Source organism: Specibacter cremeus, from assembly GCF_003946885.1.
Taxonomy (GTDB): domain Bacteria; phylum Actinomycetota; class Actinomycetes; order Actinomycetales; family Micrococcaceae; genus Specibacter; species Specibacter cremeus.
The window spans coordinates 1-18,551 of sequence record NZ_RWKQ01000036.1; the positions used below are offsets into that span (position 1 = coordinate 1).

The 18,551-nt window shown below is 69.1% G+C and carries 21 protein-coding genes; 13 read left to right on the top strand and 8 right to left on the bottom strand.

What is annotated here, in order from left to right; genetic code table 11:
* Positions 1–54: 54 nt before the first annotated feature.
* Positions 55–696 (bottom strand): class I SAM-dependent methyltransferase, encoded by a 642-nt coding sequence (locus tag EJC77_RS13890; protein ID WP_125613714.1) that lies wholly within the window; start codon positions 694–696, stop codon positions 55–57.
* A gap of 192 nt (positions 697–888) precedes the next feature.
* On the opposite strand from EJC77_RS13890, the gene EJC77_RS13895 reads away from it, so the two are divergent.
* The 8 genes from EJC77_RS13895 to EJC77_RS13925 all read left to right on the top strand — a co-directional run bounded on the left by EJC77_RS13895 (position 889) and on the right by EJC77_RS13925 (position 6,992).
* On the top strand, positions 889–2,343 hold the full coding sequence (locus EJC77_RS13895; protein WP_205787342.1) for a dihydrolipoyl dehydrogenase family protein: 1,455 nt from the start codon (positions 889–891) through the stop codon (positions 2,341–2,343).
* A gap of 120 nt (positions 2,344–2,463) precedes the next feature.
* The gene (locus EJC77_RS13900; protein ID WP_125613717.1) at positions 2,464–2,919 is read left to right on the top strand and encodes a DUF6789 family protein; all 456 of its coding nucleotides are present in this window, start codon (positions 2,464–2,466) and stop codon (positions 2,917–2,919) included.
* A complete protein-coding gene (locus EJC77_RS13905) occupies positions 2,916–3,704 on the top strand; it encodes a Crp/Fnr family transcriptional regulator (protein WP_205787344.1) in 789 nt (262 codons plus the stop codon). Before EJC77_RS13900 ends, EJC77_RS13905 begins: the two co-directional genes overlap by 4 nt.
* Positions 3,701–3,856, top strand: coding sequence for a DUF427 domain-containing protein (locus EJC77_RS20425; protein WP_164520423.1), 156 nt, complete (start codon positions 3,701–3,703; stop codon positions 3,854–3,856). Before EJC77_RS13905 ends, EJC77_RS20425 begins: the two co-directional genes overlap by 4 nt.
* Complete coding sequence (locus EJC77_RS13910) at positions 3,853–4,233, top strand: hypothetical protein (protein WP_125613719.1); 381 nt, start codon at positions 3,853–3,855, stop codon at positions 4,231–4,233. Before EJC77_RS20425 ends, EJC77_RS13910 begins: the two co-directional genes overlap by 4 nt.
* Complete coding sequence (locus EJC77_RS13915) at positions 4,230–5,831, top strand: radical SAM protein (RefSeq protein WP_125613722.1); 1,602 nt, start codon at positions 4,230–4,232, stop codon at positions 5,829–5,831. Before EJC77_RS13910 ends, EJC77_RS13915 begins: the two co-directional genes overlap by 4 nt.
* Entirely contained in the window at positions 5,828–6,676 is an 849-nt protein-coding gene (locus EJC77_RS13920; protein WP_125613725.1) for a class I SAM-dependent methyltransferase, read from the top strand. Before EJC77_RS13915 ends, EJC77_RS13920 begins: the two co-directional genes overlap by 4 nt.
* 52 nt (positions 6,677–6,728) lie before the next feature.
* Positions 6,729–6,992, top strand: coding sequence for a MerR family DNA-binding protein (locus EJC77_RS13925; RefSeq protein WP_164520424.1), 264 nt, complete (start codon positions 6,729–6,731; stop codon positions 6,990–6,992).
* A 36-nt stretch (positions 6,993–7,028) separates the two neighbouring features.
* Here the strand turns inward: EJC77_RS13925 and EJC77_RS13930 are convergent, their stop codons facing one another.
* Both EJC77_RS13930 and serS read right to left on the bottom strand, forming a co-directional pair.
* Positions 7,029–7,895 (bottom strand): HAD family hydrolase, encoded by an 867-nt coding sequence (locus EJC77_RS13930; RefSeq protein WP_125613731.1) that lies wholly within the window; start codon positions 7,893–7,895, stop codon positions 7,029–7,031.
* 74 nt (positions 7,896–7,969) lie between these two features.
* The gene (gene serS, locus EJC77_RS13935; RefSeq protein WP_125613734.1) at positions 7,970–9,247 is read right to left on the bottom strand and encodes a serine--tRNA ligase; all 1,278 of its coding nucleotides are present in this window, start codon (positions 9,245–9,247) and stop codon (positions 7,970–7,972) included.
* A 50-nt stretch (positions 9,248–9,297) separates the two neighbouring features.
* Between serS and EJC77_RS13940 the strand changes: the two genes are divergently transcribed.
* Positions 9,298–10,359, top strand: coding sequence for a diacylglycerol/lipid kinase family protein (locus tag EJC77_RS13940; RefSeq protein WP_125613737.1), 1,062 nt, complete (start codon positions 9,298–9,300; stop codon positions 10,357–10,359).
* 2 nt (positions 10,360–10,361) lie between these two features.
* On the opposite strand, the gene EJC77_RS13945 is transcribed toward EJC77_RS13940, so the two are convergent.
* The 4 genes from EJC77_RS13945 to EJC77_RS13960 all read right to left on the bottom strand — a co-directional run bounded on the left by EJC77_RS13945 (position 10,362) and on the right by EJC77_RS13960 (position 12,478).
* Complete coding sequence (locus EJC77_RS13945; protein ID WP_125613740.1) at positions 10,362–10,544, bottom strand: hypothetical protein; 183 nt, start codon at positions 10,542–10,544, stop codon at positions 10,362–10,364.
* Between the two features lie 118 nt (positions 10,545–10,662).
* Positions 10,663–11,607 carry a prephenate dehydratase gene (gene pheA / locus EJC77_RS13950; RefSeq protein ID WP_125613743.1) on the bottom strand — a complete coding sequence of 315 codons (945 nt, stop codon included), beginning with the start codon at positions 11,605–11,607 and terminating at the stop codon, positions 10,663–10,665.
* Positions 11,608–11,634: 27 nt separating this feature from the next.
* Positions 11,635–11,961 (bottom strand): rhodanese-like domain-containing protein, encoded by a 327-nt coding sequence (locus EJC77_RS13955; protein WP_125613746.1) that lies wholly within the window; start codon positions 11,959–11,961, stop codon positions 11,635–11,637.
* Between the two features lie 76 nt (positions 11,962–12,037).
* The gene (locus EJC77_RS13960) at positions 12,038–12,478 is read right to left on the bottom strand and encodes a DUF4190 domain-containing protein (protein WP_240630260.1); all 441 of its coding nucleotides are present in this window, start codon (positions 12,476–12,478) and stop codon (positions 12,038–12,040) included.
* 136 nt (positions 12,479–12,614) lie between these two features.
* Between EJC77_RS13960 and EJC77_RS13965 the strand changes: the two genes are divergently transcribed.
* Together EJC77_RS13965 and pgm are read left to right on the top strand one after the other, a co-directional pair.
* Positions 12,615–13,916 carry an SdrD B-like domain-containing protein gene (locus EJC77_RS13965; RefSeq protein ID WP_125613751.1) on the top strand — a complete coding sequence of 434 codons (1,302 nt, stop codon included), beginning with the start codon at positions 12,615–12,617 and terminating at the stop codon, positions 13,914–13,916.
* A gap of 70 nt (positions 13,917–13,986) precedes the next feature.
* Positions 13,987–15,630, top strand: coding sequence for a phosphoglucomutase (alpha-D-glucose-1,6-bisphosphate-dependent) (gene pgm, locus EJC77_RS13970; protein ID WP_125613754.1), 1,644 nt, complete (start codon positions 13,987–13,989; stop codon positions 15,628–15,630).
* Between the two features lie 150 nt (positions 15,631–15,780).
* Here the strand turns inward: pgm and EJC77_RS13975 are convergent, their stop codons facing one another.
* A complete protein-coding gene (locus tag EJC77_RS13975) occupies positions 15,781–16,713 on the bottom strand; it encodes a cation diffusion facilitator family transporter (RefSeq protein ID WP_125613757.1) in 933 nt (310 codons plus the stop codon).
* A 54-nt stretch (positions 16,714–16,767) separates the two neighbouring features.
* Between EJC77_RS13975 and EJC77_RS13980 the strand changes: the two genes are divergently transcribed.
* Entirely contained in the window at positions 16,768–17,079 is a 312-nt protein-coding gene (locus EJC77_RS13980) for an ArsR/SmtB family transcription factor (RefSeq protein ID WP_125613760.1), read from the top strand.
* 99 nt (positions 17,080–17,178) lie between these two features.
* A complete protein-coding gene (locus tag EJC77_RS13985; protein ID WP_125613763.1) occupies positions 17,179–18,486 on the top strand; it encodes a uracil-xanthine permease family protein in 1,308 nt (435 codons plus the stop codon).
* The last annotated feature ends 65 nt before the right edge of the window (positions 18,487–18,551 follow it).

Below are 18,551 nucleotides of genomic sequence, written 5' to 3' on the forward strand. Positions count from 1 at the left end.
GGACATGCAAGCCAGTCTTCCGCAACCTCACCAAAGTCGCAGGATGACACGCCGTCAAAGAACCTGACCAGTTACTTTTTTCGGTGGCTTAAGCGTGCCGGTGCGCACTTGGATGTGTCCGCCGCGCAATGAGGCCCGGGTGGTGCCGACGGTTGATTGCTCAAGAGCTGTCCAGGGGTGTGCGTTGATGTCGGCACCGCCGACGGTGCAGGCCAGCCGGGCCAGGGGCGAGAGCAGCCGCGCTGCACCCGTGGGTTGTTGCATGTCGACAATGCAGACCCTGCCACCCGGGCCGGCGAGCGCTGCCGCGGAACGCCAGGCGGTGCGCCAGTCCGGCATCACGGACAGGGCATAGGTGGCGATGACGGCGTCGATTGTGCAGCCCTCGGGAGTCATGACGGTTGCGTCGGCCCGGACGAGTGTCACGTTGGACCAGCCATGCCGGCGGACGCGGCGACGGGCCTGGGCGAGCATGGCCTGGCTGTTGTCGACGCCGACGATCCTCCCGCCCGGGCCGATGATGTCCTCAACCGGGCCGAAGTTCAGTCCCGTCCCGCATCCCAGGTCCAATATGGCCATGCCCGGATGCAGGTGCAGGTCGCTGATGCCGCGGATCCGGCCGGCCCGGTAGATGGGCCATTCGCCCGAGAGCAGGTCGTAGACGCGGGCGAAGGATTCGTAGCGGTCGCGCGTCATCCGCGGGTCCCTCCCTTGTGACCGGCCCGGGGTTTTCGATGAAACCTGATTCGTCCCACGCGACCTCGGCTGCTCGACAGTTCGCGCCGGCAGCGGCATCGTTGGGTCCGGACGTTCCAGTCCCATTATGCGATGGATGCCGACGGAACGGCCGAAGTCAGGCGATGGCCGCCGGGGCCATTGGAAACTCGAATGAAAGGCCACGACGTGGAACTGGATTGGGGCGGGTTATGGGACGTTGTGGTCGTCGGCGGCGGGACGGCTGGCATCGTCGGGGCCAGGACCGCGGCGGGCTTGGGTGCCCGGGTGCTGCTTGTCGAGCGGGACAGAACGGGAGGGGACTGCCTGTACACCGGCTGCGTGCCCTCCAAGGCGGTCCTGGCCGCGGCCGGGGCGGCCGCCGCGGCCCGGAACGCTGCCAGACTCGGCATCGATGTTGCTGAGGTGGGTGTGGACTTCACCCGGGTGATGGCCCATGTCCGGGCGGCCATTGCCGCCCTTGCGCCGGCGGATTCCCCCGAAGCACTGGAGTCAACCGGCGTGCCGGTCGTGTTGGGGCATGCGGTGATCGGCGCCGATGGCACGGTGGCCGTGAACGGGCGCCGGATCGCCGCGCGTCAGGTGCTGCTGGCGATGGGGGCCGCTCCGGCCGTTCCTGTTATTGACGGCATCCGCGTGGTGCCGGTGCTGACGAGCGAGACCATCTGGGGGCTCGAAGAGCTCCCAGAGCGCCTCGCCGTCATTGGCGGGGGCCCGGTCGGCTGCGAACTCGGCCAGGCATTCGCCCGCCTCGGTTCAACGGTGACCATCATCGGATCCGGACCCCGGCTGCTGCCCCGCGAAGACCCGGACGCGTCGGAGCTGCTGCGGCTTTCCCTGGTGGCCGACGGCGTGCGGGTGCTCACGGGCACCCGGGCGGCGTCGGTGACGCCAGGTACCGGCGGCGGCACCGTGGTGACGCACGACGGGCAGCGGGTGGGCTTCACCCATCTGCTGGCGGCCACCGGCCGGGCGCCCCGGACAGCGGGCCTGGGCCTTGCCGCCGCCGGAATCGATCTGGACGAACGGGGGCGTGTCGTGACCGACAGGCACCTGCGTACGAGCAAACCCGGATTCTGGGCGGCCGGCGACGTCACGGCCCACCCGCAGTACACGCACACCGCGGGTGTGCATGCCGGCATCGCCGCCGCCAACGCGGTCCTGGGTCCGTGGCGCACGATCAGCCCGGTGACCCCGCCCAGGGTCACGTTCACGGACCCGGAGATCGCCGCCGTGGGTGAACCGACCGGCCCCGGCACGGAACAACACCGGCAGAGCACTATTTGGCACACGCACCTGGACCGGGCCGTCACGCAGGCGCAGACGGCCGGATTCACCCGGCTGGCCGTCGGCCGGCGCGGACGGCTGACCGGGGGGACGGTGGTCGGCCCTCGGGCGGGGGAAACCATCGGCGAACTGTCCCTTGCCGTGCATCTGAGGCTGCGCACCTCGAACCTGGCGCGCGCCACCCACCCCTACCCGACACACAACGATGCGCTGTGGAACGCGGCGATCCTGGAGGTCTTGCGGCGCCTGCACGCACCCGTCCCGGCGGCACTGACCCGCCTGGTGGCCGCGGCCCGCCGCCGGCGCCCGGCCAGGGGCTGAGCCGCCGGCGCCGGAACCGGGAAAGAGTGCCGGTTGTGTGTCCGGGATTGCAGAACTCTTCCCTGTGGCGGGCCTACCGTTCATCCGTAGGTACCTTCCACCGACGAAAGGCGGGATCCCATGTCCGCTTCATACACGCTTGCGCATCATCCGCACCTCTGGTCCATCCTGGGCAGGCGCGTCTCCGCCGGGGTGATCGGCGGCCTCGCCGGAGGGATCGTGTTCGGCATCCTCATGGCGATGATGGGCATGTTCCCCATGATCGCCGCCCTGGTCGGCGTCAACTCGGTTGGGGTCGGGGTCGTCATCCATCTGTTGATCTCGATCGTGATCGGCCTTGTTCTGACGGTCCTTTTCGCTGGGAAGTTCCTCACCAGCTACGGCAAGGGCGTCGTCACAGGCCTGGTTTACGGGGTCGTGTGGTGGGTCTTGGGCGCGCTGCTGATCATGCCCCTGGTCCTGGGCATGCCCGTCTTCACCCTGAACCTGATGGCTGCCCTGTCCCTGATGGGTCATCTGGTCTACGGGGCTATTCTGGGTCTGACAGCTGTGCGCGTGCTCAAGGCCCGTGCATGACCGACGACTGCGGCAACAACTTGGCGGCGGTCCCCACGGGGGACCGCCGCCCGTGGTCGCCGCAGGAGAGGGAGGCCGACCCGTTGATGCCCGGACCCACGGACCCATTCAGCTGCCTGACCGAGGTGGACCTGTTCGCGGACCTGAGCGCGGCCGAGATGGCGGCCATGGACCGCATGGCCCCACCCCGGCTCTACCGGGCTGGGGAAATGGTGTTCACCCAGTCCCAGCCGGTCACGGCCCTGTTCATCCTCAAGTCCGGCCGGGTGCGCGTCTTCCGGGTCGCCGAGGGTGGCAAGGCGCTGACCATGGCCATCCTGGAGCCCGGCGCCGTGTTCGGGGAGATGCTGCTGGTCGGGCAGCGGATGTACGACAACTATGCCGAGGCCATCGAGGATTCTATGATCTGTCGGCTCAGCACGGCCGAGGTGGAACGGTTCCTTCTGGCCGACCCGCGCATCGCGATACGCATTGCGCGGCTGCTGGGCGAACAGGTTGCCCGGCTGGAGGAGCGCCTGACCGATCTGGCCCTGCGGCCCCTGGCCGCCCGGGCGGCCTCCACGCTGCTCAATCTGGCGGAAAACGCGCCACCGCAGCGGTTCGGCCACGCACCGGCGGTCCGGCTCACGCACGAACAGCTCGCCGGCCTACTGGGCGCGAGCCGGGAGGCGACCAGCAAAACCATGGCCGAGTTGGCCGCCGGGAGACTCATCCGCCAGGGACGCGGCCGGATCATCATCGAAGACGCCGGGGCCCTGCGCACCATGGCCAGGAGAACCTCGTGATCACCGCCGCCTGCCACGCCACGGCCGACGGACAGCGCCCGCCCAACGCAGCCTGGTCCCATCCCCTGCCCTCCCCGCTGGCGTGGCGGATCAAAAACAAGGTCGCGTTCTCCCCTTTCAGCGGTATCCGCATCGAGAACGACCGCACGTGACCGCCTCCCATCAGCCATCAGGCTCACTGACCACCGACAAACCGCTGGGCATGTGGCGGGCCGGGCTGGCCGGTGGGGTGACTGCGATCATTTGCTGTGTCGGACCGACAGTACTTGCGCTCATCGGTGTGCTGAGCGCAGCCTCGGCGTTCACCCTGGCCACCGGTCTGTACGACCAATGGCATTGGGTGTTCAGCCTGGCCGGTCTGGTCGTAACGGCCGGCCTGATCTGGTGGGCACTGCGGCGCCGCCGGGCATGCACCCTTCCCGGGGTGAAGAAGGCCTGGAAACGCATCGCCGGGGCGCTGCTGATCGGCCTCGGCACCTACCTCGCTCTCTACTGGATCACTACCTGGTTAGGACGATTGGCCTCATGACGACACAACGCGAAACCCGGAACGAAGTCTTCATCGAATACACCAAAAGCATCTGCCCGGTCTGCAAGGTCGTCGTGGACGCCGAGGTGAACATCCGCCAAGACAAGGTCTACCTGCGGAAGCGATGCCGCGACCACGGCCCGTTCGAAGCCCTCGTCTACTCCGACGCGAAGGCCTACCTGGAGTCCGGGAAATACAACAAGCCCGGCACCATCCCCCTGGCAACCCAGACCGAGATCGTCGACGGATGCCCGTCGGACTGCGGGCTGTGCCCGGCCCACAAACAGCACGCCTGCCTGGGCATCATCGAGGTCAACACGAACTGCAACCTGGACTGTCCGATCTGCTTTGCCGGCTCCGGCCACCAACCGGACGGGTACTCCATCACGGTGGAGCAGTGCGCCCGGATGCTCGACGTCTTCGTGGAGGCGGAGGGCGAACCGGAGGTGGTCATGCTCTCCGGCGGGGAACCGACCATCCATAAAAACATTCTGGAGTTCATCGACCTGGCCCAGGCACGCCCGATCAAGGTCGTGAACTTGAACACCAACGGGATCCGCCTGGCCTCCGACCGGAAATTTGTTCAGGCCCTGGCCGAACGCAACCGGATCGAGGGCAAAACGGTGAACATCTACCTCCAGTTCGATGGGTTCAACGAACGGACCCACCTGCAGATCAGGGGCAAGGACCTGCGGGAACGCAAACGCCGGGCCTTGGACAACTGCGCCGAATTCGGGCTCTCCGTCACCCTGGTCGCGGCCATCGAACGGGACCTGAACGACCACGAGGTCGGAGAGATCGTCCGCTACGGCATCGACCACCCCGCCGTGCGCTCCGTCGTGTTCCAGCCGGTGACCCACTCCGGCCGGCACCTCGAATTCGATCCGCTGACCCGTCTGACCAACCCCGACGTCATCAGATTCCTGGTCGACCAGTGCCCCGACTGGTTCCGGGCCGATGACTTCTTCCCCGTCCCGTGCTGCTTCCCCACCTGCCGGTCCATCACCTACCTTCTCGTGGACAAAAGCAACGGCGAGACCACCGTGGTTCCCATCCCACGCCTGATCAACCTCGATGACTACCTGGACTACGTCACGAACCGCGTCCTGCCCGACGTGCAGGTGCGCGCCGCCCTGGAAACCCTGTGGAGCGCCTCTGCCACCATGGGCGGACCCGCCACCACGGCCGGCCTGGAAACCACGGCCGCCGAGCTGGAATGCACCAGCTGCGGCATCGACCTGCCCGCGGCGGTCAAAGACCTCGACGATCACGCCTTCATGATCGTCATCCAGGATTTCCAGGACCCTTACACGCTGAACGTGAAGCAGCTGATGAAATGCTGCGTCGAGGAAATCACCCCGGACGGCCACCTCATCCCGTTCTGCGCCTACAACTCCGTGGGCTACCGGGAGCAGGTCAGGTCCCGGATGTCCGGGGTCGAGGTCGCCGACGTCGTCCCGAACGCCACGGGCATCCAGGAACTGCTCACCACCTCCGCGCACGGCACCAAAATTGCCGGGTCCCCAACATCCGGCGCAGCCAGATCGGCGCACGGAACAGGGCAAACCAATCTGGGCATGCCGGCGGTGCGTACGTGAGCACACCCCGGGACATCGCGGGCCACGGCATCAAGGCCTGCTGCGCCGCCGGGTACGGATCCGACGCGGTGGCGCTGCTGCTGGGCACCAGCTACCATCCCGGTGGTCTCCCCTTGACCCGCCGCCTCGCCCGAGCCCTTGCCTTGAACCCCGGGTCCGCTATCCTGGACGTGGCCAGCGGCACGGGCCGGACCGCGCTGGTGCTGGCCGCCGAATACGACTGCACCGTCCACGGCCTGGATCTCGGCACCGCCCAGATCGAGCAGGCCCGGCGGGCCGCCGCCGAGGCAGGCCTGGACGCGACGGTAACGTTCCAGCAGGCCGACGCCGAACACCTGCCAATCCCGGACGGATCCTTCGACGCAGTGGTGTGCGAATGCGCGTTCTGCACCTTCCCGGACAAGAACCAGGCGGCCGCCGAGTTCGCCCGCGTGCTCAAACCCGGCGGCTGGCTCGGCCTCACGGACATCACCGTCACGGACGAGGGCCTACCCGAAGAGTTGACAACCCTCACCGCATGGATTGCATGCATCGCCGACGCCCGCAGCATCGACGGCTACCAGGCCATCCTCTCCACGGCAGGCCTGGGCGTGGAGCGGGTCGAAGACCACGGGGACGCCCTGACACGCATGATCGACCAGATCGAGGCCAGACTGGGCCTCCTCGCCATGACGGCGCCAGCCGACCTGGAAGCCGCCGGCGCCGACCCGACCCGTATCAGGCACTACACCCGCCTCGTGCGCGAAGCCGCCACCGCAGGCATCATCGGCTACACCCTGATGACCGCCCGAAAACCGATCTCCCCGACCCGCCCGCGACACGATGCACAAGTCACTGAACCTTGAATCTCCACGGGGCACCGTCGTCGAACCTTGACCCCGGGTGAGGGTCAAGGGCTTGCTGAAAGAGAACGGAGGAAACCATCATGGGCACACCGATGACCATCGGCGACGTCGCGAAGCACACCGGACCCGCGGCGGCCACCGCCTCTTCGACGAATCCGACTCCCGGCGCCTCCAGTTCATTCGCAACACCCTCGTGCTTGGATTTGGTCTGGACGACATCCGCGAAAAACTCGTCATTTCCGACGGCGGCCAAATGCCGTGCCGCCGCGTCCGGGTGATGATCTCGCAGCGGATCCACGGGATCGACACCACCTGACGGTACGGGCCGCGACCGGCTCGACCACCGCGGCGGCTACGCGAGCAGGCTGCGCAGGACGGCGGCGGCGCCGTCGTCGTACACCGAGGCGGCGACCTCGTTGGCGGCGGCCCGCACCACCGCATCAGCCTGGCCCATGGCGACGCCGCGGGCGGCCCAGCCGAGCATGTCGATGTCATTGCTGCCGTCGCCGACGGCCACCGTGCGCGATTGGGGCGTGCCAAGCCGGCGGCGGACCTTCTCCAGCGCCGTCGCCTTCGTGACGCCGGCCGCGGCGATGTCGAGCCATGCGGTCCAGCCGACCGAGTACGTGACCCCGGCCAGCCCGGCCTCGCCGATGGCCGCCGCGAAGTCCTCCGTGCTGGCGTCGACGCTGTTGACGACGACGCGCACGGCGCGCGAGTGGAGCAGGTGGTGGAAATCGACACCGCGTGCCTCGATGCCGAAGCTGGAATCCTGGAACCGCTCGGTGGACAGGAAGTTGCCGTCCGCGTCCTCCAGGGCGAAACGGGCGCCCGGGATGCGGTGGCGCAGCGCGTTCAGGGCCGGCGCCGGGTTGAAGGTCTCGCGCTCGATCACCTCGTAGCCGGCGGCCAGCGCCGGGTCGATGCGGACGGTGACGCCGCCGTTGGAGCACACGCCGAAGCCGCGCGTGAGCCCGATCTGCTCCACGACCGGCAGCAGGGCGCCGAGCGAGCGGCCGGTGGCGATCACGACGTCGTGCCCGGCGTCGACCACGTCCCGGGCGGCGGTGCGCACGGCGTCGCTCATGCGGCCGTCGTGGTCGACGAGCGTGCCGTCCACGTCGAGGGCCACAAGATTGCCGGTTGCGTGGGTGGCATTGGTCCGGTCATTCAGCCGGTCATCGATGCCGGGAACCGCGTGTCCAGTCATTGTTGTCATGTTTCCAGTGAAGCAGACGCGTCCGCGCACCGGTCGGACCGCAGGCCGCGAACCGGTGAACGAGCAGTGAATTCCTACAGGACCGGCAGCACCTCGAGGCCGCCCAGGTACGGCCGCAGCGCTGCCGGGACGGTGACGGAGCCGTCGGCGTTCTGATGGTGCTCGAGGATGGCCACGATCCAGCGCGTGGTGGCCAGCGTGCCGTTGAGCGTGGCCACGGCGCGGGTGCCGCCCTTGCCGCCGTCGGCGGCACTCACGCGCTCACGGATGTTCAACCGGCGCGCCTGGAAGGTGCTGCAGTTCGACGTCGATGTCAGCTCCCGGTACTTGCCCTGCGTGGGGACCCAGGCCTCGCAGTCGAACTTGCGCGCCGCGGACATGCCCAGGTCGCCGGCGGCCGTGTCGATGACACGGTAGGGCAGCTCGACCTTGGCCAGCATCTCCTCTTCCCATGCGAGCAGGCGCTCGTGTTCGGCGGCGGCCTGCTCGATGGTCGTGTACACGAACATCTCCACCTTGTTGAACTGGTGGACGCGGATGATGCCGCGGGTGTCCTTGCCGTGCGAACCGGCCTCGCGGCGGTAGCAGGAGGACCAGCCGGCGTAGCGCAGCGGATCGGAGAGGTCGAGGATCTCGTCGCCGTGGTAGCCGGCCAGGGACACCTCGGACGTGCCGACCAGGTACAGGTCGTCCTCGGCCAGGCGGTAGATCTCGGCGTCGTGCTGGACGTCGAAGCCGGTGCCGGCCATGGTCTCCGGGCGCACCAGGGTGGGCGTGATCATGGGCACGAACCCGGCCGCGATGGCCTGGTCCATGGCCATCTGCAGCAGCGCCATCTCCAGCCGCGCCCCGACGCCCCTCAGGAAGTAGAAGCGTGAGCCGGACACCTTGGCGCCGCGTTCCATGTCGATGGCACCGATCAGTTCGCCGATCTCCAGGTGGTCGCGGGGTTCGAAGTCGGGGAACTCGCGCGGCGTGCCGACCGTCTTGACGACGATGTAGTCGTCCTCGCCACCCTCCGGGACGCCGTCGGAGACCAGGTTCGGCAGGGCACGGACCAGTTCGTCCTGCTCGGCTGCGGCGGCGTCGGCGGCGGCCGACGCGGACTTCACCCGGGCGGCCAGCTCCTTGACCTCGGCGAGCAGCGCCTGCTTCTCGTGGCCCTTGGCCGCGGCCACCTTCTTGCCGTACGCGTTCTGCGCGGCACGCAGCGACTCGTAGGCGCTGATCCCGGATTTGCGGGCCGCCTCGGCGGCGATGATGGAGTCCACCACGGACGGGTCGGCGCCGCGGGCTCGCTGGCTGGCGCGGTACACTTCGGGATTCTCGCAGAGGTCTCGTACATCGATCACGCGTCCAAGCCTATCCAATCGAACGCACCGACGGGTTATCCTTGGGGATCATGGCTACTTGGGATCTGGTCTTCATCATCGCGGCACTCATTCTCATCGCCGTGCTGTCCAGTTGGCTGGGCGTGCGCAAGCTGTCCCAAAAGCACACCCGAAGCGCCGCCGCGGAGGAACCGCACAAGATCAACGCCGAGCACCAGCGCGTCGTGGTCATCCTGAACCCCACCAAGGACGGCGCCGACGCGGTCACGACGCTGGTGCGCCGGGCTGTCATGCTGGCCGGCTGGCCCGAACCGCTGTTCCTGAACACCACGGAGACGGACCCGGGCACCGTGGCGGCGCAGCGCGCGGTCCAGGAGGGTGCCGACGTCGTTCTTGCCGGCGGCGGCGACGGCACGATCCGCGCCGTGGCGCAGGAGCTGCGGCACACCGGCATCCCGCTCGGGATCATCCCGCTGGGCACCGGCAACTTGCTGGCGCGCAACCTGGAGCTGGATGTGAACGACATCGGCGCGAACGTGCAGGCGGCCCTGTTCGGCCACCAGCGGCACATCGACGCCGGGCTGATGGAACTGAAGAACGGCGTGACCGGGGAGTCCTCGCACGCGTCGTTCATGGTGATCGCCGGGATGGGCATGGACGCCGAGGTCATGGGCGACACGAACGACAAACTGAAGAAGTCCGTCGGCTGGCTGGCGTACAGCGAGGCCGGGATGCGGCACCTCGCCGGCCGGCGCAAAAAGGTCAGCATCGCCCTGGACGACCAGCCCGCGCAACAGCGCAAGGTCCGGTCGGTGATGTTCGCCAACTGCGGCATGCTGCCAGGCGGCCTCAACTTCGTGCCGGACGCGCTGATCGACGACGGCGTGCTGGACGTCGTGGTGGTCAGCCCGCGCAGCGCCCTCGGCTGGGTGGCCATGCTCGGGAAGGTCGTGTTGCAGCACAAGGCGCGGCTTCCCGTGATCGACTTCTACCGGTCGACGAACCTGACCATCCGCACCGTCCTGCCGGTCGAGACGCAGGTCGACGGCGACCCGGCCGGCCTGGCGACGACTGTTCGCGTGAGCGTGGAGCCCAAGGCCGTGCTGGTGCGCGTGCCGGCGCCGGGCCAGTAAGTTCAGTCGTCTTTGGCGTCATCCCGGCGGCGGGACTGTTCGCGGATGAGACGCTGTTCCTCGTCGAAGCGCAGGTCGTTCGCGTTGTCTCCCTCGTCCCCGACCGAATCGTCGCGGCCCAGCTTGGCTCCCGGGTTGATGATCGTGCCGTCTGAGTTGCTGTCGTTGGCTACATGTGGGCACATCGGAAACCTCCTGCCTGGTGCATCGCGCCCCCAAAACGGGAGCGATTAAGCACAGCTTACGCGCACGCACGTGCCCGCGGCATAGGGGCCGGCAGCCGGGTTGCGCCGCGGGCCGCGGTCAGGCCCGGCCCTCCAGCAGCGCGGTGACCCAGTCCCCTGCCTCGCGGAAGGCGCCGTCGCTGTTGTGGGCGGCCACGGCCGGCGGCTGCCGGTCCGCGCGCGGGTACGAGCCCAGGAACCGCAGTCCCGGGCTGACACGGTGCAGCCCGCGCAGCGCATCGGCCACGCGGGCGTCGGCGATGTGCCCGTCCGCGTCGACGCTGAAGAAGTAGTGGCCGAGGAACTGGCCGGTGGGCCGCGATTCGATCCTGCTGAGGTTCACGCCGCGGCTGGCGAACTGCTCGAGGATCGCCATGAGGGCGCCGGGGCGGTCCTCCGGCAGGGGGATGGCGACGGTCGTCTTGTCCGCCCCGGTCGGTGCGGGCAGCTCGCCCGGCCGGCCGACCAGGATGAAGCGGGTGACGGCGCCGACGTTGTCCTCGATGCCGGCGGCGAGCACCCTCAAACCGGTTTGTTCGGCCACGCTGGGCGCGCAGACGGCGGCATGGAACGCGGGGCTGCTGCCGCGCAGCTCGTAGGCGGCCGCGGCCGTGGACGTGGTCGGGACGTGCACGGCGGCGGGCAGGAACGCCTGGAACCAGTTGCGTGTCTGCGCCCAGGCGTGCGGGTGCGTGCCGACGCGCCGGATGTCCTGCAGCGCCACCCCGTCGGGGGCCACGAGCACGAAGCTGACGGGCACCACGACCTCGTTGAGGATCCGCAGCTCCGGCCCGGTCGCGATGGCGTCGAGCGTGGCGGACACGCCGCCCTCGACGGAGTTCTCGATGGGCAGCATGGCCGCGTAGGCGTCGCCGGCGCGCACCTTGGCCAGCGCGGAGGCCGCGTTGGACGACGGCACCCGGATCCCGGCGGCGGCCTCGGGGACGCGCAGCAGGGCCGCCTCGGTGAACGTGCCCTCGGGCCCGAGGAACGTGAATGAGCGCGGTTCGGCAACAGTTGTCATGCGATGGCCTAACGGGTGGGAGGGGACCTACAGGACGCGCGGTGTCTCGCCGGTGCCGGACACCATGGGCTTGCCGGCCTCGAACCAGGCACCCATGCCGCCAACCACGTTGAATGCACAGTAGCCGTTCTCGGTCAGCCAGGTCGTGGCGCGGAACGACCGGCCGCCCGTGCGGCAGATGACGTTGACGTCCACGTCCGGATCAAGATCGTCAAGCCGGCCGGGCAGTTGTTCGAGCGGGATGTGCAGGGCGCCGTCGATGTGCCCGGCCTCCCACTCGTAGTCCTCGCGAACGTCCAGGATCAAGGCGTCCGTGCCAAGTTCGGTGACGGTGACGTTCAAGATGTCCGACATGTGCTCGTTGCTCCTGCGATCGCGGTCCGTGGGTGGCGTTGTTCCCCGATGTCAATCCTATGCCCCGGAAGGGGCCTCAGACGGGGGTGGGTTCCAGCCGCTCGAGGTTGCTGCCGTACTGCGTGAACAGGTAGATGCCGGCAATGTAGATGGCCACGTACAGCAGCAGCGCCAGGTAGCCGAGGACCAGGCCGGCAATGGCGAACCCACGGCCCTGCGGGTCCTCCTTCTTCAGTCCGATGTGCCCGAACACGATGCCCACGATCTGCGGCACGATCAGCCAGCCCAGGAAGACCAGGGACACCAGGCCGATGACCATGGACGCCACGCTGAACGTCCGCGGCACGGGGGGCGCGACCTGCTGGGGCGGGTACGGCATGGGCTGCGCGTACGGAATCTGCCCATAGGGGTTCTGTGCGTATGGGTTCTGTGCCGGCGGCTGGGGCATGTGGCCGTTCGGCGGCGGCACGGGCAGTGGGCCGGTGTTCTGGCCGGCCTGTTCCGGCTGATTCGTCACGAACTTCTCCCTGCGGGTTTCGCGAACGCCCGGAACGGCCACTCGCGCTGTGAGGATTTTCCGTTCCATCATAGTTGAGTACATTGGAATTCGATCAGCCGGTCACAGCCGGCATCCATGCACCTTGGGGGTCCTCGTGAAGAAGCACTTGGCTGCGATGGCTGCCTCGGTCGTGTTGTTGTCCCTGCTCGTTGCGGGCGCAACGGCGTCCCAGGCGGACACGGTCGACGGCGGTGGCGGCGGGTACGGTGCGTGGGCCCTGTCCGGGGCGGCACCGGCCTTCATCGGCTCCGTGACGCTCGGTGGCGGGTTTCCGGGGGCCACGTTCGCGGCGACGTCGCGGCAGGCGACGGTCCAGTCCGGCAAGACGGTCTTCCTGCCGGCGGGCAGCGCCCCGGGCCAGGTCTTCGGCTCCAGCCAGAACCAGCAGTACCTCAACCAGCGCCCGCTGAGGGACACCCCGACGGCGCCCGGCACCACCACCTACACGTTCGGCGCCCCGACACCGTCCACCGGCTGGGGCTTCGTTCTCGGCGACATCGACGCGGACATGGCCACGGTGTCCGCCACGGACGCTGACGGCAAGCCGGTTGCCATCGCCGGCCTCGGTTTCCGCGGCGTGTTCAACTACTGCGACGCACCCGCACCGCGCCCCTGCACCGGGGACGTGGTCGGCGGCGTCACCCGGTTCGACCTCCCGACCTGGGATGCGGTCACGGGAACGCTGCGCGGCAGCGGTTTCGGCTCAAACATGGACACATCCGGCGCCTCCGGCTGGTTCATGCCGACGGTGCCGCTGAAGACGCTGACCATCACCTACACCATGATTTCCGGGTTCCCCGTCTACCAGACCTGGTTCGCCACGGCGGCCCATGACATCTCCGGAACCGTATCCGGCTGCATCGTGGCGGGGGTTCCCATCAAGCTGCGGGATGCGAACGGGGGCGTCGTGGCCGCGACCGTCACCGACGCCAACGGCGACTATGCGTTCCAGGGGTTCGTCGCCTCCGATTCCTACACGGTTGCGGCCGACGCTCCGACGGATTGCACGATGGTCGGGGCGTCGGCCCAGCCGGTCGACCTGAGCCACGGCGACGTCAGGGCCGTGGACTTCAAGCTGGCCGACGCCACCGGCCCGACGGCAACGGCAACGGCAACGACGGAGCCCACCAACCCCACGGGCGTGCCGACCGACGAACCTACGGGCACCGCCTCGCCGGCCGGGATGCCAAGCAGCACGGCCCACGTGCCCGGCACCCCAACGGCCGGCACCCCGACGGCCGGCCCCGCCGAGGCGACCTCATCGCCGTCGAACCTGGAAGGCGGGCTCGCCCACACCGGTGCCTCGAAAACATCCGCGCTGATCGGCGTCGCCGCCCTGCTCCTGGCGGTCGGCGCCGGGGCCGTGTCCATGAATCGGCGGCGGTCCAGGCACTGAGCGCCGGCCGGCGACGGTCACACTGTGGCGGCCGGGTGCCAAAGCCGGACCGCTCTGGCATGCTGGGTCCATGGCTAGCCGCGCGGGCACCCCCGCCCTCCCCCAAGACCTTGTCGACCTGACCGCATTGCTGGACGCGTACTACGACCTGGCCCCGGACCTGGCCGACCCGGCCCAGCGTGTCGCGTTCGGCACGTCCGGACATCGCGGCACGTCACTGAACGCGTCCTTCAACGACGCCCACATTGCGGCCATCACGCAGGCCATCATCGAATACCGTGCCGGGCAGGGCATCACGGGACCCGTCTACCTGGGCAAGGACACGCACGCGCTCAGCGAACCGGCGCAGAACACGGCGCTCGAGGTGCTGGCGGCCAACGGGGTGCATGTGCTCATCGACGCCCGGCACGGGTACACGCCCACACCGGCGCTCTCGCACGCCATCCTCAGCCACAACCGGGGCCGCACGCAGGAGCTGGCCGACGGCATCGTCGTCACGCCGTCGCACAACCCGCCCTCGGACGGCGGGTTCAAGTACAACCCGCCGCACGGCGGGCCGGCCGATTCGGACGCCACCGGCTGGATCGCCAACCGCGCCAACGAGCTGCTGGCGGACGGGTTGCGCGGCGTGCGCCGCATCCAGCTGGCCGACGCGCTGGCAGCGGGCACCACCGGCAAGTTCGACTTCCTGTCCGGCTATGTCGACGACCTGCCGACCGTGCTGGATCTGGACGCCATCCGCAACGCCGGCGTGCGCATCGGGGCCGACCCCATGGGTGGGGCCTCGGTGGACTACTGGGGCGAGATCGCCGAACGCCACCACCTGGACCTGACCGTCATCAACCCGCTCGTCGACCCGCAGTGGGCGTTCATGACGCTCGACTGGGACGAGAAGATCCGGATGGACTGCTCCTCGCCGTCGGCCATGGCCTCGCTGATCGCCAAGCTGTCCGGCGGCGCCCCCTTCGATGTGGCCACCGGGAACGACGCCGATGCTGACCGGCACGGCATTGTCACCCCGGACGCGGGGCTGATGAACCCGAACCACTATCTGGCCGTCGCCATCCAATACCTGTACACGCACCGGGCCCAGTGGCCGGCCACGGCCAGCGTCGGCAAGACGCTCGTGTCGTCGTCGATCATCGACCGCGTGGCCGCGGACCTGGGCCGCGACCTGGTCGAGGTCCCGGTCGGGTTCAAGTGGTTCGTGCCCGGCCTGCTGTCCGGCGAGGGCGTGTTCGGCGGGGAGGAGTCCGCCGGGGCGTCGTTCGTGAAGCGCGACGGCTCCGTCTGGACCACGGACAAGGACGGCATCCTGCTGGCCCTGCTCGCCGCCGAGATCACGGCCGTCACCGGCAAGTCCCCGTCCCAGCTTTACGGGGCGCTGACGGAGAAGTTCGGGTCGCCGTCGTACGCGCGCATCGACGCGGCCGCCACACGGGAGCAGAAGGCCGCGCTGGCGAAGCTGTCCGCCGCCGACGTGACCGCCACGGAGCTGGCCGGGGAGGCCATCACGGCGAAGCTGACGGAGGCGCCCGGCAACGGCGCCCCCATCGGCGGGCTGAAGGTGACCACCGAGAACGCGTGGTTCGCGGCCCGCCCGTCCGGCACCGAGGACGTGTACAAGATCTACGCCGAGTCGTTCAAGGGCCCCGAACACCTGGCCCAGGTGCAGGCCGAGGCGAAGGCCCTGGTGGACGCCGTCATCTCGTAGCGGTGGTCGGGCTCACCGGTGGTCGAGCCCGTCGAGACCCGATGGTCGAGCCTGTCGAGACCCGGTGGTCGAGCCTGTCGAGACCCGGGATTTCGACAGGCTCAATCACCGGGGGTCGGCTCAATCACCGGTGGTCGAGCCTGTCGAGACCTACTCGTGGATGCCGGCCTCATGCCGGGTGTGCCCGACGGGCTCGAGCTGGAACGTGGAGTGCTCCACGCTGACGGCGAAGTGCCCGGCCACGCACTGTTGCAGGGCGTCGAGCATCTTGGGCGCGTGCCCGTCGTGGAAGCAGCCGTCATCGACGACCACGTGCGCGGTCAGGACGGGCAGGCCGGTGGCGATCTGGCTGGCGTGCAGGTCGTGCACCTCCCGGACGTGGTCCACCGCGAGGATGTGCTCGCGCACGAGCGCCAGGTCCAGCCCGGCCGGCGTGGCCTCGAGCAGCACGTTCACGGTTTCCCACAGCAGTTTCACGGTGCGCGGCAGGATCAGCACGCCGATCAGCATGGCCACGATCGCGTCGGCCTGCAGGAACCCGGTCGTGGCGATGATGACCGCGGCGACGATCACGGCCACGGAGCCGAGCGCGTCGTTGACGACCTCCAGGAACGCGGCGCGCATGTTGAAGTTCCTGCCGCGCCCACCGGCCAGCACGAGCAGTGAGATGACGTTGCCGGCCAGGCCGATCGCGCCGAACACGATCATCTCCGCGGAGGCGATCTCGGCCGGGTGGAACAGCCGTTGCACCCCCTCGATCAGCACGAACAGGCCCACGGCCAGCAGGATCGCGGCCTGCGCGGTGGCGGCAAGCACCTCGGCGCGGGCGAATCCCCACGTCCGGCGGTCCGTGGACGGGCGGCCCATGAGGCGCGCGGCGACCAGCGCCATGGCCAGGCCGCCGGCGTCCGTGAGCACGTGCGCGGAGTCGAAGAGCAGAGCCAGCGAACCGGTCAGCACGGCGCCGATCACCTGCAGCACGAAGACGGCCAGTGTCACGCCGAGGGCGACGGCGAGGCGGCCCTGGTGGGTCTCGGCACCGAGAGCATGGGAGTGCGCGTGGGAGTGGTCGTGTCCGCTCATGCCCTCAATAGTACATCCGCGACTGAATCCATGGAAACGTGTACCATATTGAGAATGGAGACCATTAGCGATGCCGCCGTGCTGGCCCGGTTCGGCTACGCCCTCTCGGATGCCACCCGCGCCCAGGTCCTCATGGAGCTCGCGCACGGACCGAACTACCCGGCCGCGCTGGCCGAGAAACTGGCCGTGTCCCGGCAGAGCATGTCCAACCACCTGGCCTGCCTGCGCGACTGCGGCCTGGTCCAGGGCGTCGCCGAGGGCCGCCGGACCCGCTACGAACTGGCCCACCCGGCGCTCGCGCACGCCCTCGGCGACCTGCTGGGGTTGGCGCTGCTGGTGGATCCCGACCACGCCACAACAGCCTGAGCCGCGGCAGCGCCGCCGTCGCCCATCACCGCCGCACCCGGCGACCGATATCCTTGTCGGTGGCCACGCACCCGTGGCGCGGCAGGGAAAGGCACCTAAATGAGCATGCTGGGCACCAAATGGACGGTCCACGGCGATGGCAAGACGATCACTCCGGGTGCGGTGGTGTCCCCCAATGAGCGGCTGAGCTGGCCGCGGACCATCGGGATCGGGCTCCAGCACGTGGTGGCCATGTTCGGCGCCACGTTCCTGGTCCCCATCCTCACGCACATGCCCCCGGCCACCACGCTGTTCTTCTCCGGCATCGGCACGCTGCTGTTCCTTCTCATCACCCGCGGCCAGGTGCCCAGCTACCTCGGCTCGAGTTTCGCGTTCATCGCCCCGATCATGGCCTCGCAGACCCGGTTCGGCGTGGGCGGCGCCCTGGGCGGGGTGGTCATGGCCGGCGTGACGCTGGCGATCGTGGGCCTCGTGGTGCAGAAGTTCGGCGCCGGCTGGCTCAACCGGCTCATGCCGCCGCCGGTCACCGGCACCATCGTGGCGCTGATCGGACTGAACCTGGCCCCGGCAGCGTGGGGCAACTTCAAGCTGGCCCCCGTCACCGCGCTCGCCACGCTGGCGGTCATCATCCTGGTCTCGGTCCTGTTCCGCGGCATCCTCGGGCGGCTGTCCATCCTGGCCGGCGTCATCGTCGGCTACCTCGTGGCCGTGGCCCGCCACGAGGTCGACTATTCCGCCATCGACAAGGCGGCGTGGATCGGCCTGCCGCAGTTCCAGACGCCCACGTTCCACCTCGGCGTGGCCGGCCTGTTCATCCCCGTGGTGCTGGTGCTCGTGGCCGAGAACATCGGGCACGTGAAGTCCGTGGCGCTGATGACCGGCAAGAACCTGGACCCGTACGCCGGCCGGGCGCTGGTCTCCGACGGCATCGCCACCACCCTCGCCGGGCTGGGCGGCGGCTCCGGCACCACCACGTACGCGGAAAACATCGGCGTCATGGCGGCCACCCGCGTCTACTCCACGGCCGCGTACTGGGTGGCCGCCATCGCCGCGTTGCTGCTGGGCTTCTCGCCGAAGTTCGGCGCCCTGATCGCCACCGTCCCGGCCGGGGTGCTCGGCGGCGCGGCCACGCTGCTGTACGGCATGATCGGCGTGCTCGGGGTGCGCATCTGGGTGCAGAACAAGGTCAGCTTCTCCAACAACATCAACCTGACGACGGCGGCCGTCGCCCTGGTGGTCGGCATCGCCAACTTCGAGTGGAACGTCGGCACGTTGCAGTTCGCCGGCATCGCGCTCGGCACGGCGGCCGCCCTGGTGGTCTACCACGGCATGAACGCGCTGGCGAAGTGGCGCGGCACGGTCGGCGACCCGCTGGTGCCCGAGCTCGAGGACGCGCCGAAGGGCTGACGGCGCCGTTTCGCTCTTGTAAGGATTCACTCCCCGCGCCGGCGCCCGGACTTGGCAGGATGGGT